Consider the following 14,684-nt stretch of genomic DNA (forward strand, 5'->3'; position numbering starts at 1 on the left):
CTCCCGGGGTGACCGTGCTCCCCGCGCCGCTGCGCGCCCTGCTGGACGAGCAGGGCGGCGTGGTGGCCCGGTCCCAGGTCCTTACGGTCGGTCACGAGGTGCACGACCTGCGCCGGTGGGTCCGGCGGCGGCTGCTCGTGCCGGTCCACGAGGGGGTGTACGTCGACCACACCGGTCCGCTGACCTGGCACCAGCGCTCGGTGGCCGCGGTGCTGTACGCCGCCCCGGCAGCGCTCCACGGCTGCTGCGCGCTCCGGGCGATCCACGGACCCGGGTGGCGGGGCCACGACGACACCGACGCGGTGCACGTGGCCGTCGACGTCTCGCGGCGGGTCGTAGACCAGCCGGGTGTCGTGGTGCACCGGGTCGCGGGGTTGGCCGAGAGGGCATCGTGGCACCGGTGCCCGCCACGGATGCGTGTCGAGGAGGCGGTGCTCGACGTGGCCTCGACGGCCGTCGACGACTACGCCGCCGTCCAGGTGGTCGCCGCCGCGGTCGGCGCGCGGACGACGACGGCGGTGCGGCTGGGTGCGGCGCTGTCCCGCCGCCGCCGCATCGCCCGACGGGCGTTCCTGCAGGGCGTCGTCGACGACGTGGCGCAGGGCGCGTGCTCGGTGCTCGAAGTCGCCTACCTCCGCGACGTCGAGCGGGCCCACTCGCTGCCGCGGGGGAGGCGTCAGGTGCCCAGACCGGACCGACCCGGCCTTCGCGACGTGCTCTACGCCGAGCAGGACACCGTCGTCGAGCTGGACGGTCGGCTGGACCACACCCGGATGGCCGACCGTGGCGCCGACCTCGACCGCGACCTGCAGGCGCTGACCGACGGCCTGGTCACGGCCCGGGTCGGCTGGGGCCAGGCCGTACGCCGCTCCTGCCGCACGGCCCGGGCCGTGGGCAGCCTGTTGCAGGCCCGAGGATGGACGGGCGTCCCCATCACCTGTCCACGCTGCCGAGAACGCGGAAGATCCGAGTCACCAGGTGACTCGGATCTTCCGCGTTGATGCGTGGTTACTCAGTGACCGTGGCGGATGGCGGTCCGGAGGTCCTTGTTGAGCTGGGAGATGACGTCCAGGGGGATGCCCTTGGGGCAGGCCGAAGTGCACTCGCCGATGTTGGTGCAGCCGCCGAAGCCCTCGTGGTCGTGCTGGGCGACCATGCTGGCGACGCGGGTGTCGCGCTCGGCCTGGCCCTGGGGGAGCTCGCCGAGGTGGGTGATCTTGGCGCCGAGGAACAGCGAGGCCGAGCCGTTGGGGCAGGCCGCCACGCAGGCGCCGCAGCCGATGCAGGTGGCGACGTCGAACGCGCGGTCGGCGTTCTCCTTCGGCACCGGGGTGGCGTGGGCGTCGGGGGCCGCGCCGGTGTTGACCGAGACGAAGCCGCCGCGGGCGATGATGCGGTCGAAGGCCGACCGGTCGACCATCAGGTCCTTGATGATCGGGAAGGCGGCGGCGCGCCACGGCTCGACGGTGATGGTCTCGCCGTCGCGGAAGGAGCGCATGTGCAGCTGGCAGGTGGTGGTCACCTCGGGGCCGTGGGCCTCGCCGTTGATCATCAGGTCGCAGCTGCCGCAGATGCCCTCGCGACAGTCGTGGTCGAAGACGATCGGCTCCTCGTCGTCGTTGATGAGCTGCTCGTTGAGCACGTCGAGCATCTCCAGGAACGACATGTCCTCGGAGATCTCGTCGACGTCGTAGGTGCGGATGCCGCCCTCGGCCTGCGGGCCGGCCTGGCGCCAGATCTTCAGGGTGAGCTTCATGGGGTGGGGATCTCCAGGTGGGTGAACGTCAGGGGGAGGGAGGGGAGGCCGGTCACTTGTAGCTGCGCGCGGCCATCTTGACGGCCTCGTAGACGAGGTCCTCCTTGTGCAGGACCGGCTTCTCGCCCTCGCCGGCCCACTCCCAGGCGGCGACGTAGGCGTACTGGTCGTCGTGGCGCAGCGCCTCGCCGTCCTCGGTCTGGGACTCGCCGCGGAAGTGACCGCCGCAGGACTCGCGCCGGTTGAGCGCGTCGATGCACATCAGCTCGCCGAGCTCGAAGAAGTCGGCCACGCGGCCGGCCTTCTCCAGCGACTGGTTGACGCCGTCGCCGGTGCCGAGCACCTTGACGTTGCGCCAGAAGTCGTCCTTGAGGGTGCGGATGAGGTCGATGGCCTTCTTCAGGCCGTCCTCGGTGCGCTCCATGCCGCAGTACTCCCACATGATGTTGCCGAGCTCGCGGTGGTAGGAGTCGACGCTGCGGGTGCCCTTGTTGGACAGGAAGTGGTTGATCCGGGCCTCGGCCGACTCGCGCGCCTCGACGACGGCGGGGTGGCTCTCCTCGATCTTCTCGAACGGGGAGTCGGCCAGGTAGTCGCGGATCGTGTTCGGCAGCACGAAGTAGCCGTCGGCCAGGCCCTGCATCAGCGCCGAGGCGCCGAGGCGGTTGGCGCCGTGGTCGGAGAAGTTGGCCTCGCCGGCCACGAACAGGCCGGGGATCGTCGACTGCAGGTCGTAGTCGACCCACAGGCCGCCCATCACGTAGTGGACGGCCGGGTAGATCCGCATCGGGACCTCGTAGGGGTCCTCGCCGGTGATGCGGGCGTACATGTCGAACAGGTTGCCGTACTTGCTCTCGATGGCCGGACGGCCGAGGCGCTCGATGGCCTCGGAGAAGTCCAGGTAGACGCCGCGGCGCACGCCCTCGACCTCGGGGCCGACGCCGCGGCCCTCGTCGCACATGTTCTTGGCCTGGCGCGAGGCGATGTCGCGGGGCACCAGGTTGCCGAAGGAGGGGTAGATCCGCTCGAGGTAGTAGTCGCGGTCGTCCTCGGCGATCTCGCGCGGGTCCTTGTCGGCGTCCTTGGCGTCCTTGGGCACCCAGATGCGGCCGTCGTTGCGCAGCGACTCGCTCATCAGGGTCAGCTTGGACTGGTGGGCGCCGGAGACCGGGATGCAGGTCGGGTGGATCTGGGTGTAGCAGGGGTTGGCCATGTAGGCGCCCTTGCGGTGCGCGCGCCAGGTGGCGGTGACGTTGCAGCCCATGGCGTTGGTGGAGAGGAAGAAGACGTTGCCGTAGCCGCCGCTGGCCAGCACGACCACGTCGGCCAGGTGGGTCTCGAGCTCGCCGGTGACCATGTCGCGCACGATCACGCCGCGGGCGCGGCCGTCGACGACGACGAGCTCGACCATCTCGTGGCGGGAGTACTGCTGGACGGTGCCGGCGCCGATCTGGCGCTCCAGCGCCTGGTAGGCGCCGAGGAGCAGCTGCTGGCCGGTCTGGCCGCGGGCGTAGAAGGTGCGGGAGACCTGGACGCCGCCGAAGGAGCGGTTGTCGAGCAGGCCGCCGTATTCGCGGGCGAAGGGGACGCCCTGCGCGACGCACTGGTCGATGATGTTGGTGCTCACCTGGGCCAGGCGGAAGACGTTGGTCTCGCGGGAGCGGTAGTCGCCGCCCTTGATGGTGTCGTAGAAGAGGCGGTGGACGGAGTCACCGTCGCCCTTGTAGTTCTTGGCCGCGTTGATGCCGCCCTGGGCCGCGATGGAGTGCGCGCGCCGCGGGGAGTCCTGGTAGCAGAACGTCTTGACCTGGTAGCCGGCCTCGCCGAGCGTGGCGGCCGCGGAGCCGCCGGCCAGGCCGGTGCCGACCATGATGACCGAGACCTTGCGGCGGTTGGCCGGGTTGACGATGCGGGCCTCGAACTGGCGGGTGTCCCACTTGTCCTCGACCGGACCGCCGGGGGCCTTGGTGTCGGCGATTGGGTCGCCGGGGACGTAGTAGCCCGCGGCGTCGTCGTGCTGCTGCGGGTCGTCGGGGGAGGAGGGGTCCGAGGTCTTCAGTGCGGGGTTGCTCATGGTGACTTCGCCTTACTTCGAGATGACGCCGGTCAGGACGCCGAGAGGGACGAGGGAGAACCCGCCCGCCACCACCACGGCGACGACGAGCCCGGCGCGCTTCCAGACCAGCCGCTGGCGCGCGGAGTTGGTGAAGCCGAGGGTCTGGCCGGCGCTCCACACCCCGTGGTGCAGGTGCGTGCCCAGCATGAACATGGCGACCAGGTAGATCAGGGTCAGCCACCACACCGAGAACGAGTCGACCATCAGGTTGAACGGGTCGTTGGTGGCACCGCCGGTGACGTTGACCTTGCCGACGGTGAAGTTGAGCAGGTGCCACACGATGAACAGCAGCAGCGTCACGCCGCCCCAGCGCATCAGGTGGGAGGAGAACGAGGAGTGCTTGTTCTTCTTCACGACGTACTTCGTCCCGCCGCGGGCGGTCTGCGCCCGGCGCCACAGCGTCACGGCCGCGTAGACGTGCAGGGCCAGCGAGACCAGCAGCACCACCCGGATGACCCAGAGCAGCCCGCTGTAGGGCAGCAGCGGCTCACCGAGGGTGCGCAGGTGCTCGGCGTACTCGTTGAACGAGTCGTGGCCGGCGAACGCCTTGAGGTTGCCGTACATGTGAGCGAGGACGTAGCCGATGAAGACGAGGCCGGTGACGGCCATCAGGAGCTTCAGGGCGATGGTCGAGCGCGTCGACCTGCTGTTCTTCACGAGAGTCGCGGTTGCCACGCCGACCACGGTATCCCGCGGACGGGCGTGACGGGGCGCACGGGTGTGTGAGACATCCCTCGCGTCGGGCCGCGGTGGTGGTCGCGTCCCACGGAGCGGGACGGTCTAGCCGCGCACCACCCTGACCGTCGTACGCCGCGCCGCGGTGAAGTCCCAGACGGAGCGGGCCATCTGCGAGGACACCCGGAAGCAGCCGTGCGAGCGGAAGGTGTCGGTGCCGAGGAAGTGGTCGGGGTGGATCTGCTCGCCGCTGGACATCGACCGCGGGATCCGGTGGAAGCCGAAGCCGCACGCGGCGAAGCGCACGAAGTGGTCCAGCCACAGCGAGCCGCTGCGGTTGCGCACCACGCGGGCGGCGCGGCCGCAGTAGGAGCCGGTCGCGTAGCTGCCCGGTCGCAGCTCGGCGGGGTTGTCGACCATGCCGCCCTGGGCCACGACGCTCCCGTCGGCGCCGACCAGCCACACCCAGTTCTGGCGCTGGCTGGCCACGATGCGGCGGCCGCTGCCGGACGCGGCCGGCACGGGGCGCCGGTCGCACCGTGCGGCCGACGACGCGGCCAGGCGCTGCCTGGTCGTGGCGTCGAGCCGACCGGTCTGCGCCATGGCGTGACGCGACTGGAAGCGGACCACCGCCGCGCGGGTCCACGCGCCGAGCTCGCCGTCGGCGCGGCCGGGGTCGCAGCCGAGCGCGGCCAGCCGGCGCTGTGCCTGGGCGACGGTGAGGCCGGCGGCGCCCGCGGGGGAGGCGGGCGCCAGGGTGACGACCAGGGCGGCGAGCACGAGAGCCACGAGCGCCGCCAGCGACACGGGGCGAGGGGCGGAGCGGGGTCGGGTGGTGGTCACGGCAGTGCCTTCCTGGTCGGGGCCTCGTCGCGGGCCGGGGTGGTGGGGGAGTCGGGGGCCCGGTGCAGGATCAGCACGGCGCGGTCGTCCTCGCCGCGGCGTACTTCCTGGAGCAGGCGCTGGGCGGCGCCCTCGAAGCCGTCGGCCACCGCCACGGCGCCGCGCTCGCGCAGCCACTCCAGGCCGACGTCGAGGTCGTGGGAGCGGTACTCGATGACGCCGTCGGTGTAGAACATCAGCGCCTGGCCGGGGTCGAGGGTGCCGGTGGTGGTGTGCATCTCGGGCTGCTCCACGATGCCGAGCGCCATCCCGCGGGCGGCGTCGGTGCGCCACTCGCCGTCCTCGGGCCACCACACCAGGGCGGGCGGGTGGCCGGCGCTGGTCAGCCCGTAGTCGCCCGTCTCGAGGTCGACGGTCACGTGGATGGCGGTGGCGAAGCCCTCGTCCTGCTTCTGGCGCAGCAGGAAGTCGTTGGCCGACTCGAGCAGCCCCTGGGGCGGCAGCGACCCGATCAGGCCGCCCAGCGCCCCGCCGAACTGCAGCGCCTGGGAGGCGGCGCCGACGCCCTTGCCGCACACGTCCACCAGGATCATCTCGAGCCGGCGGCCCTGCTGGGACAGGTCGGCGACCAGGAAGTCGCCGCCGTAGCCGACCCCGCTGGCGGCGATCATCGCCGACTGGGTGGTCCAGCCGTCGGGCAGCGGCGGCACCGTGCCGGCCGCCTGGAGCCGACGGCGCAGGTCGTTGAGCATCGCCTCGCTCATCGGGCCGGGCAGGCCGCTGTGCTGGCGGCTGCTGGCGAACAGGATCAGCCCGATCGAGAGCAGCACGGTGGTGATGGCGGTGACGCGGGTGGGGTTGAGGCCGACCTCGGTCACCATGGCGGTCACGGAGAGCACGTACGTCGTCGCGCAGAGCACCACGAGCGGGCGGAAGCGCAGCAGCAGCATCCCGAGCAGCAGCCACACGTAGTACGCCGTCAGCGGCATCAGCGGATAGCTGGCCAGCGAGACGCCGAAGCACACGACCACGCCGACGAGCAGCGCCGCGAGCGTGAGCAGCTGGCTCTCCCGGCTGCCGGTGCGCCACGTGGCCACGGGGTCGGTCAGGTAGCGCCGTACGCGCGTCGACAGCGAGGTGGTCTGCACGGCTGTCCTCCCCCCGAGATGCTGCCGCTCCAGGCTAGGGGCATCGGGGGCCGCGGCGGAGGTGGAACCGGACTGGTCTAGTGGGGGACGCCCTCGGCACGCAGCGGTCGCGCGGCCCCGGTCCCGAGCAGGGCCGGGTAGTGGCGCTCGAGCAGGTCGGCGACCGCGTCGTCCCAGGTCCGGTGGGCGACCGAGGCGCGGGCCCGTGCGGCCAGCGTGAAGCGCAGGTCAGGGCTGGCGGCCAGCCGCGCCACCGCGCGGGCCAGGGCCTTGCCGCCACGGTCGGTGGTCACGAGCAGGCCGTTCTCCTCGTGGCGCACCGCCCGGGTCGCCGTACCGCTGTCGAAGGCCACCACCGGCACGCCGCTGGCCAGGGCCTCCAGCAGCACCGGGGCGTACGCCGCCCGCTTGCGCGGCTGCACCAGCACGTCGGCGGTGGCCAGGCAGCGGGCGCGCTCGACGCCGGTGGCCCGGGGCACGACCTTGGCGCCCGCGGCCCGCAGGTGGTCCGCGCCGGCGCCGTCACCCAGCGCCACCAGCCGTACGCCGGGGAGCCGGGCGACCGTGGCCAGCCGGCCGACGACCTTGCGCCGGTCGAGCGGGCCGTCGTGCAGCACCACCAGCCGCCCGCCGTCGGGGGCGTGCACCCGGGCCCACCGGTCGTGCAGCGCCTCGTCGCGCAGCCCGGGGTGGTGGTGCTCGAGGTCGACGCCGGGACCCCAGCGGCGGGGCTCGAGCACCAGCGTCGGCACGCCGAGCCGGTCGGCCGCCTCGGCGGCCTTCATGCCCAGCCGGTGGGGGTCGAGGAGGTGGCAGACGTCGGGCCGGGAGAGGGCCATCGCCTCGCGCACGGCCGAGACCGGCGTCATCCGGCTGGCCCAGAACATCCGGGCGCCGTGGAAGGTCGCCTGCCCGCGACCGCCGGCGAAGACGACGACGTCGTGCCCGGCGGCGGTGAGCCGCACGGCCACCTCGCGCGTGACCCGGGCGGACGGGTCGTCGGCGGGGGTGAAGGTCTCGCTGACCAGTGCGATGCGCATGGCCCCCACGCTGCTCCCGTCCGATGTCGGTCGGGTGACGTTCGTGGGTGTGTCAGGTGAACGTGCCGGCCCCGGCCGGCTGCTCGAGCTCGGGCGCCAGTCGGCCGTGGAGGCAGACGTCGTGGCGGCGCTCGCCGCCGGGGGCGTCGGGGTCCCGCAGCGGCAGGAAGGCGCGGCGTACGCCCTCGCGCTCGTAGCCGGCGCCGGTGGCGACCCGGCAGGAGGCGAGGTTCTCGGTGCTGTGGTCGAGCTGCACCCGCACCTGGTGGGGGCCGCCCTCGTCCTCGAGCAACCAGCGGGTGAGCAGCCGCAGCGCCCGGGTGCCGACCCCGCGACCGCGTGCGTCGGGGTGCACGCCGTAGCCCACGTCGGCGATGCGGAAGGCGGGTGGCAGCTCCTGGCGCCAGGCCACCGTGCCGAGGAAGTGCTCCGGGGCCCCCTCCTCGGCCACCACCAGCGCGCCCGGGACGAGGTCGTCGAAGTGCCGCCGGCTCTCCTCCGGGCGGCCCTCGAGCTGCTGCACCGAGGTCGGCAGCACGACGATGGTGGGGATTCCCCAGCGGAGCTCGTCGGGGTCCCCGTAGAGCGCGAACCAGCGGTCGAGGTCGCCGGGGTGGGCCGGACGCAGCACCAGGCCCTCGCCGGTGACGAGGTGCCGACGGCCGTCCGCGTCCTTGGTGTCCACCGGCCCAGGCTAGGACGAGATTCACACTCGCTGGTCGCGCCGCGGGTCTGTCCCTACCCTCGGCCCATGACCAGTGACGCCCGTCTCAGCCTGGCCGAGGGCAGCCGGCACACCCGCGAGGACTGGGAGCGGGCGGCCGCGGCGGTGCTGCGCAAGGCCCGCCGCCTCGGCGAGGACGCCCCCGACCACGACGTGTGGGAGGCGCTGACGGGCACCACGCTCGACGGGCTGCGGGTGCCGCCGCTGGGCACGCCCGAGCTGGTCGCCGACCTGCCCGCCCCGGTGCGGCCCCCGGCGCGCGACGCCGGGTGGGACGTCCGGGCCTGGCTCGCCGACGCCGACGCCGCCCGTGGCAACGCCGCGCTGCTGACCGACCTCGAGAACGGCGCCACGTCGCTGCTCGTCCAGGTCGGGGCCGGCGGCACCGCTCCCGAGGACCTCGCCCGGCTGCTCGACGGCGTCCTGCTCGACGTCGCCGCCGTGGTGCTGGACGCGCCCGGCGACCCGCTCGGCGCGGCCCGTGCGCTCGCGGCCGTCGCCGAGGGCGTCGAGGCGCCGCTCGCCGCGGGCACCAACCTCGGCGTCGACCCGGTCGCCGCGCGGGTGCGCGGCCTCACCGGCGACGGCGCGGTCGAGGACGACGACGAGACGCTGCGGCAGGCGGCGACCCTCGCCCGGGGGCTGGGGTGCCGGGCGTTCGTCGTCGACGGCACCGCGCTGCACGACCTGGGTGCCTCGGACGTGCAGGAGGTCGGCTACGCCCTGGCGGTCGCCGTCCACCTGCTCCGGACGCTGGAGCGCGCCGGGGTCGACGTCGACGAGGCGGCGGGCCTGGTGGAGTTCCGGCTCGCCGCGACCGACCAGCAGTTCGTCACGATCGCCAAGCTGCGCGCCGTACGACGGCTGTGGGCGCGCGTCCTCGAGCTCAGCGGGGCGTCGGAGGACCGTCGCCAGATGGTGCTGCACGCGATGACCTCCCGCCCGATGATGACCCGCTACGACCCCTGGGTGAACCAGCTGCGCACCTGCGTGGCCGCCTTCGCCGCCGGGGTCGGGGGCGCCGACGCCGTGACCGTGCTGCCCTTCGACTCCCGCCTCGGCGTGCCCGACGCCTTCGGTCGCCGCATCGCCCGCAACACCTCGACGCTGCTCGTCGAGGAGTCCCACGTCGCCCGGGTGGCCGACCCCGCCGGCGGCGCCTTCGCGGTCGAGGGGCTGACCGACGACCTGGCCGTCGCCGCGTGGGAGGAGCTGGGCCGGCTCGAGGGGTCCGGCGGCGTCCACGCGGCGCTCGAGGACGGCTCGCTGCAGTCCCGCGTCGACGACGTGGTCGCCGAGCGCGACCGCCGGGTCGCGACCAGGGCGCTGCCGCTCACCGGCACCTCGGAGTTCCCCCACCTCGGCGAGACCCTGCCCGAGCGGGAGCCGTACGCCGAGGGGTCGTACCTCGTCCGTCCGTACGCCGAGCCGTTCGAGCACCTCCGCGACGAGCCGGCCGCCACGCCGGTGTTCCTGGCCACCATGGGCAGCGTCGCCGCCCACACCGCGCGCGCCACCTTCGCCCGCAACCTGTTCGCGGCGGGCGGTGTCGACGTGGTCAACCAGGGCGCGCACGACGACGTCGAGGCGGTGCTGGCCGACTACCGCGGACCCGACGGCGGCCAGCCGGTGGTGTGCCTGGTCGGCCACGACCGGGCCTACGACGCGTGGGGCGCCGACCTGGCGGCCGCGCTGCGCGAGGCCGGGGCGGCCCACGTGGTCGTGGCCGGCAAGGCCCGCGACTGGGCCGACGACAGCTGCGCCCTGGGGGTCGACGCGCTCGACTTCCTGCGCCGGACGAGGGAGAACCTGCGATGACCGTCCCGGAGAGCTTCGCCGGACTGCCCCTGGCGGGCGAGGTCCGCGCCGAGGAGGCCGTCGAGCGGGAGCCGTGGCCCTCGCCGGAGGGCATCGACGTGCTGCCGGTCTACGGGCCCGAGCACCTCGAGGGCCTCGACGCCCTCGACACCTACCCCGGACTCGCGCCGTTCCTGCGCGGGCCCTACCCGACGATGTACACCACCCAGCCCTGGACGGTGCGGCAGTACGCCGGCTTCTCGACCGCCGAGGAGTCCAACGCCTTCTACCGCCGCAACCTCGCGGCCGGGCAGAAGGGCCTCTCGGTCGCCTTCGACCTGGCCACCCACCGCGGCTACGACTCCGACCACCCGCGGGTCAAGGGCGACGTCGGCATGGCCGGCGTGGCGATCGACTCGATCTACGACGCCCGCACCCTCTTCGACGGCATCCCGCTCGACGAGATGTCGGTCTCGATGACCATGAACGGCGCGGTGCTGCCGATCATGGCGCTCTACATCGCCGCGGCCGAGGAGCAGGGGGTGAAGCCGGAGCAGCTCACGGGGACCATCCAGAACGACATCCTCAAGGAGTTCATGGTCCGCAACACCTACATCTACCCGCCGCAGCCGAGCATGCGGATCATCTCCGACATCTTCGCCTACACCTCGGCCAAGATGCCGCGCTTCAACTCGATCTCGATCTCCGGCTACCACATCCAGGAGGCCGGGGCAACGGCCGACCTGGAGCTGGCGTACACGCTGGCCGACGGCGTGGAGTACATCCGCGCGGGCCTCGACGCCGGCCTGACCATCGACCAGTTCGCGCCGCGGCTGTCCTTCTTCTGGGCCATCGGGATGAACTTCTTCATGGAGGTCGCCAAGCTCCGCGCCGCCCGCGCGCTGTGGGCCCGCCTGGTGGCGCAGTTCGAGCCGGAGAACCCCAAGTCGCTCTCGCTGCGCACGCACAGCCAGACCAGCGGCTGGTCGCTGACCGCGCAGGACGTGTTCAACAACGTGCAGCGCACCTGCATCGAGGCGATGGCCGCGACCCAGGGCCACACCCAGTCGCTGCACACCAACGCCCTCGACGAGGCGATCGCGCTGCCGACCGACTTCTCCGCCCGGATCGCCCGCAACACCCAGCTGCTGCTGCAGCAGGAGTCCGGCACCACCGGGACCATCGACCCCTGGGGCGGCAGCTGGTACGTCGAGCGGCTGACCCACGACCTCGCCGAGAAGGCCTGGGCGCACATCGAGGAGGTCGAGGCCGCCGGCGGCATGGCCAAGGCGATCGAGGAGGGGCTGCCCAAGATGCGCATCGAGGAGGCCGCGGCCCGCACCCAGGCGCGGCTCGACTCCGGCGTGCAGACGCTCGTGGGCGTCAACACCTACCGCCTCGCCGACGAGGACAAGCTCGACGTCCTGCGCGTCGACAACGCCAGCGTCTACCGCCAGCAGCTCGACAAGCTGGCCCGGCTGCGCGAGGAGCGCGACGACGACGAGGTCCGCCGCACCCTCGAGGCGCTGACCCGCTCGGCCGAGGCCGGCGTCTCGACCGGCGCGACCAGCGGCCCCGAGGCCTCCGACGGCAACCTGCTCGCCCTGGCCGTCGACGCCGCCCGGGCCAAGGCCACGGTGGGGGAGATCTCCGAGGCGCTCGAGCAGGTCTACGGCCGCCACCGCGCCACCATCCGTACGATCTCGGGCGTGTACAAGCGCGAGTCGGGCAGCAGCGAGGCGCTCGACAAGGTGCTCGCGGCGACCGAGAAGTTCGCCGAGGACGAGGGCCGGCGCCCCCGCATCCTGGTGGCCAAGATGGGCCAGGACGGCCACGACCGCGGCCAGAAGGTCATCGTCACCGCCTTCGCCGACATGGGCTTCGACGTCGACGTGGGGCCGCTGTTCTCCACCCCCGAGGAGGTCGCCCAGCAGGCGGTCGACGCCGACGTGCACGTCGTCGGGGTCAACTCGCTCGCCGCTGGCCACCTGACGCTCGTGCCCGAGCTCAAGCAGGCGCTGGCCGACCAGGGCGCCGAGGACGTGATGGTGGTCGTGGGCGGCGTGATCCCGCCCGACGACGTGCCCACGCTGCTCGAGGCGGGGGCGGCCGAGGTGTTCCTGCCCGGCACCGTCATCGCCGACGCCGCGCTCGGCCTGCTCGAGAAGCTCTCGGCCCAGCTGGGTCACTGAGGGTGGCCGGCAGGGACGTCGCCTCGCTGGTCGAGGGCATCCGCGAGGGTCGCCGGGCCGCGGTGGCGCGCGCCATCACGCTGGTGGAGTCGGCGCGCCCCGACCACCGGGCCACCGCCCGCGAGCTGCTGACCGCGCTGGCGGGGGAGCCCGACCGGGCCCCGGCCGTGCGCGTCGGCGTCTCCGGGGTGCCGGGCGTGGGCAAGTCGACCTTCATCGAGGGCCTCGGCACCCGGCTGACCGGGGCCGGCCACCGCGTCGGCGTGCTGGCCGTCGACCCGTCCTCGGTCCGCACCGGCGGGTCGGTGCTGGGCGACAAGACGCGGATGGCGACGCTGACCGCCGACCCGCAGGCCTACATCCGGCCCTCGCCGAGCGCGGGCACCCTGGGCGGGGTCGCGCGGGCGACCACCCAGGCGATGGTGGTGCTCGAGGCCGCGGGCTACGACGTCGTGCTGGTCGAGACCGTCGGCGTCGGCCAGTCCGAGGTGACCGTGGCCGGCATGGTCGACACCTTCCTGTTCCTCACCCTGGCCCGCACCGGCGACCAGCTGCAGGGCATCAAGAAGGGCATCCTGGAGATCGCCGACGTGATCGCGGTCAACAAGGCCGACGGCGACCGCGCCCAGGAGGCGAGGTCGGCGGCCAGGGAGCTCGCGGGCGCGCTGCGGCTGGTGCAGTCCTCCTCGGAGGGCTGGGTGCCACCGGTGCTGACCTGCTCGGCGCTGCACGACGAGGGCCTCGACGAGGTCTGGGCGCGGGTGCTGGCGCACCGGGAGTCGCTGGGGGAGCAGGGGCTGGCCGCCAAGCGCGCCGCCCAGCAACACGACTTCACCTGGGCGCTGGTGCGCGACGAGCTCGACCAGCGGCTGCGACGCTCGCCGGGGGTGGCGGCCGTGCGTGACGACGTACGCCGGGCGCTGCTGGCCGGCGAGACCACGGCCCCCCTGGCCGCCGACCGGCTGCTCGCGGCGTACGACTCGGACCCGCGGGCGGACTGACCTCTCGTCGGTCGGGCTCGTCGGGAGCCCGGTCTCGACCTGCGGGTGTGGGGGCGGAGCGGGCGCGCCGACGGATACCCTTGCCCGAGTGACCCCGCCACCCACCGCCACCGCCGACCTCGCGCAGGCCGTGGTCGAGGGGGTCCGTGACCGCGAGGAGCTGCTCGTCGAGGTCCGCCGCGACCTCCACGCGCACCCCGAGCTGTCGTGGTCCGAGCACCGCACCGCGGCCCTGGTCGCCAAGCACCTCGAGCACGCCGGCCTCGACCCGCGCCCGATGCCGCGCGGCGGGCTACTCGTCGAGGTGGGTGGCGCCCACGACGGGCCGACGGTGGCGCTGCGCGCCGACCTCGACGCCCTCCCGGTCGACGACCGCACCGGCGACCCGTGGGCCAGCACCGTGCCCGGCGTCGCCCACGCCTGCGGCCACGACGTCCACACCACCGCGCTGCTGGGCGCCGGGCTGGCCCTGGCCGCCCACGCCGACCGGCTTCCCGGCCGGGTGCGCCTGGTCTTCCAGCCGGCCGAGGAGATCATGCCCGGCGGGGCGCTGATGGCCATCGACGCCGGCGCGCTCGACGGTGTCAGCCGCATCTTCGGCCTCCACGTCGACCCGACCCTCGACGTCGGCACGGTCGGGCTGCGCGAGGGCCCGCTGACCGGCGCGGCCGACCACCTCGACGTCGTGCTCACCGGAAAGGGCGGGCACACCTCGCGCCCCCACCTGACCGAGGACCTCACCTTCGCGCTCGGCAAGCTCGTCACCGAGCTGCCGGCCGTGCTCTCGCGGCGGCTCGACCCCCGCGCCGGGGCCAGCGTGGTGTGGGGACTGGTCCAGGCCGGTTCGGCCGTCAACGTGATCCCCTCGACCGGTCGCGCGGGCGGCACCGTGCGGATGCTGGACGCCGTCGCGTGGGCCGACGCCGAGCAGCTGGTGAGCGACATCATCGAGCAGATCGTCGAGCCCTACGGCGTCGAGCCGGTCATCCGCTACGTCCGCGGCGTGCCCCCGGTGGTCAACGAGCCCCGGTCCACGCAGCTGCTGGGCCGCGCCGTGCGCGACGTCCTGGGCGAGGAGGCCGCCGTGGGCACCACGCAGAGCCTCGGCGGCGAGGACTTCGCGTGGTACGTCGACACGGTGCCCGGCGCGATGGGCCGGCTTGGCGTGCGCACGCCGGGCGGACCGACGTACGACCTGCACCAGGGGGACCTGCGCATCGACGAGCGCGCGACGGTCGTCGGGGCGGGTGTCCTGGCGGCCGCGGCCCTGGCCTCGCTGGCCGCCGAGGTCACCGACCGATAACACTTGCCGTCCACCCCTCGCCACCGGTAGGTGCGGCCCACCGGCTCGCTTAGGGTGCGTCGAGACGTGCCGGCCCGTGGCACCCGAGA

The 14,684-nt window shown here is 73.6% G+C and carries 12 protein-coding genes; 5 read left to right on the forward strand and 7 right to left on the reverse strand.

What is annotated here, in order from left to right:
- Positions 1 to 8: 8 nt before the first annotated feature.
- Positions 9 to 1,001 (forward strand): hypothetical protein, encoded by a 993-nt coding sequence (locus ASG49_RS04535; protein ID WP_200936195.1) that lies wholly within the window; start codon positions 9 to 11, stop codon positions 999 to 1,001.
- Positions 1,002 to 1,012: 11 nt separating this feature from the next.
- Here ASG49_RS04535 and ASG49_RS04540 read toward each other — a convergent pair whose 3' ends face one another.
- From ASG49_RS04540 to ASG49_RS04570, 7 genes are all read right to left on the reverse strand, one after another.
- A complete protein-coding gene (locus ASG49_RS04540; RefSeq protein WP_056537608.1) occupies positions 1,013 to 1,756 on the reverse strand; it encodes a succinate dehydrogenase/fumarate reductase iron-sulfur subunit in 744 nt (247 codons plus the stop codon).
- Between the two features lie 52 nt (positions 1,757 to 1,808).
- Positions 1,809 to 3,830 (reverse strand): fumarate reductase/succinate dehydrogenase flavoprotein subunit, encoded by a 2,022-nt coding sequence (locus ASG49_RS04545; RefSeq protein WP_082533776.1) that lies wholly within the window; start codon positions 3,828 to 3,830, stop codon positions 1,809 to 1,811.
- 12 nt (positions 3,831 to 3,842) lie between these two features.
- Entirely contained in the window at positions 3,843 to 4,547 is a 705-nt protein-coding gene (locus tag ASG49_RS04550; protein ID WP_056539774.1) for a succinate dehydrogenase cytochrome b subunit, read from the reverse strand.
- A gap of 105 nt (positions 4,548 to 4,652) precedes the next feature.
- On the reverse strand, positions 4,653 to 5,390 hold the full coding sequence (locus tag ASG49_RS04555) for a peptidoglycan-binding domain-containing protein (protein WP_235561898.1): 738 nt from the start codon (positions 5,388 to 5,390) through the stop codon (positions 4,653 to 4,655).
- The gene (locus tag ASG49_RS04560; RefSeq protein WP_056537611.1) at positions 5,387 to 6,538 is read right to left on the reverse strand and encodes a PP2C family protein-serine/threonine phosphatase; all 1,152 of its coding nucleotides are present in this window, start codon (positions 6,536 to 6,538) and stop codon (positions 5,387 to 5,389) included. Before ASG49_RS04560 ends, ASG49_RS04555 begins: the two co-directional genes overlap by 4 nt.
- Positions 6,539 to 6,615: 77 nt before the next feature.
- A complete protein-coding gene (locus tag ASG49_RS04565) occupies positions 6,616 to 7,578 on the reverse strand; it encodes a glycosyltransferase (protein WP_056537614.1) in 963 nt (320 codons plus the stop codon).
- A 52-nt stretch (positions 7,579 to 7,630) separates the two neighbouring features.
- Entirely contained in the window at positions 7,631 to 8,263 is a 633-nt protein-coding gene (locus ASG49_RS04570) for a GNAT family N-acetyltransferase (RefSeq protein WP_056537617.1), read from the reverse strand.
- A gap of 66 nt (positions 8,264 to 8,329) precedes the next feature.
- Between ASG49_RS04570 and ASG49_RS04575 the strand changes: the two genes are divergently transcribed.
- From ASG49_RS04575 to ASG49_RS04590, 4 genes are all read left to right on the forward strand, one after another.
- Positions 8,330 to 10,120 (forward strand): methylmalonyl-CoA mutase family protein, encoded by a 1,791-nt coding sequence (locus tag ASG49_RS04575; protein WP_056537621.1) that lies wholly within the window; start codon positions 8,330 to 8,332, stop codon positions 10,118 to 10,120.
- Entirely contained in the window at positions 10,117 to 12,291 is a 2,175-nt protein-coding gene (gene scpA, locus ASG49_RS04580; protein ID WP_056537624.1) for a methylmalonyl-CoA mutase, read from the forward strand. The genes ASG49_RS04575 and scpA overlap by 4 nt, the downstream gene beginning before the upstream one ends.
- A 2-nt stretch (positions 12,292 to 12,293) precedes the next feature.
- Positions 12,294 to 13,292: a methylmalonyl Co-A mutase-associated GTPase MeaB gene (gene meaB, locus ASG49_RS04585; RefSeq protein ID WP_156384185.1), complete on the forward strand. Its 999-nt coding sequence runs from the start codon at positions 12,294 to 12,296 to the stop codon at positions 13,290 to 13,292.
- A gap of 88 nt (positions 13,293 to 13,380) precedes the next feature.
- Entirely contained in the window at positions 13,381 to 14,595 is a 1,215-nt protein-coding gene (locus ASG49_RS04590) for an amidohydrolase (RefSeq protein ID WP_082533777.1), read from the forward strand.
- Positions 14,596 to 14,684: the final 89 nt, after the last annotated feature.

The sequence above is a fragment of the Marmoricola sp. Leaf446 genome, assembly GCF_001424755.1.
Lineage (GTDB): Bacteria > Actinomycetota > Actinomycetes > Propionibacteriales > Nocardioidaceae > Marmoricola.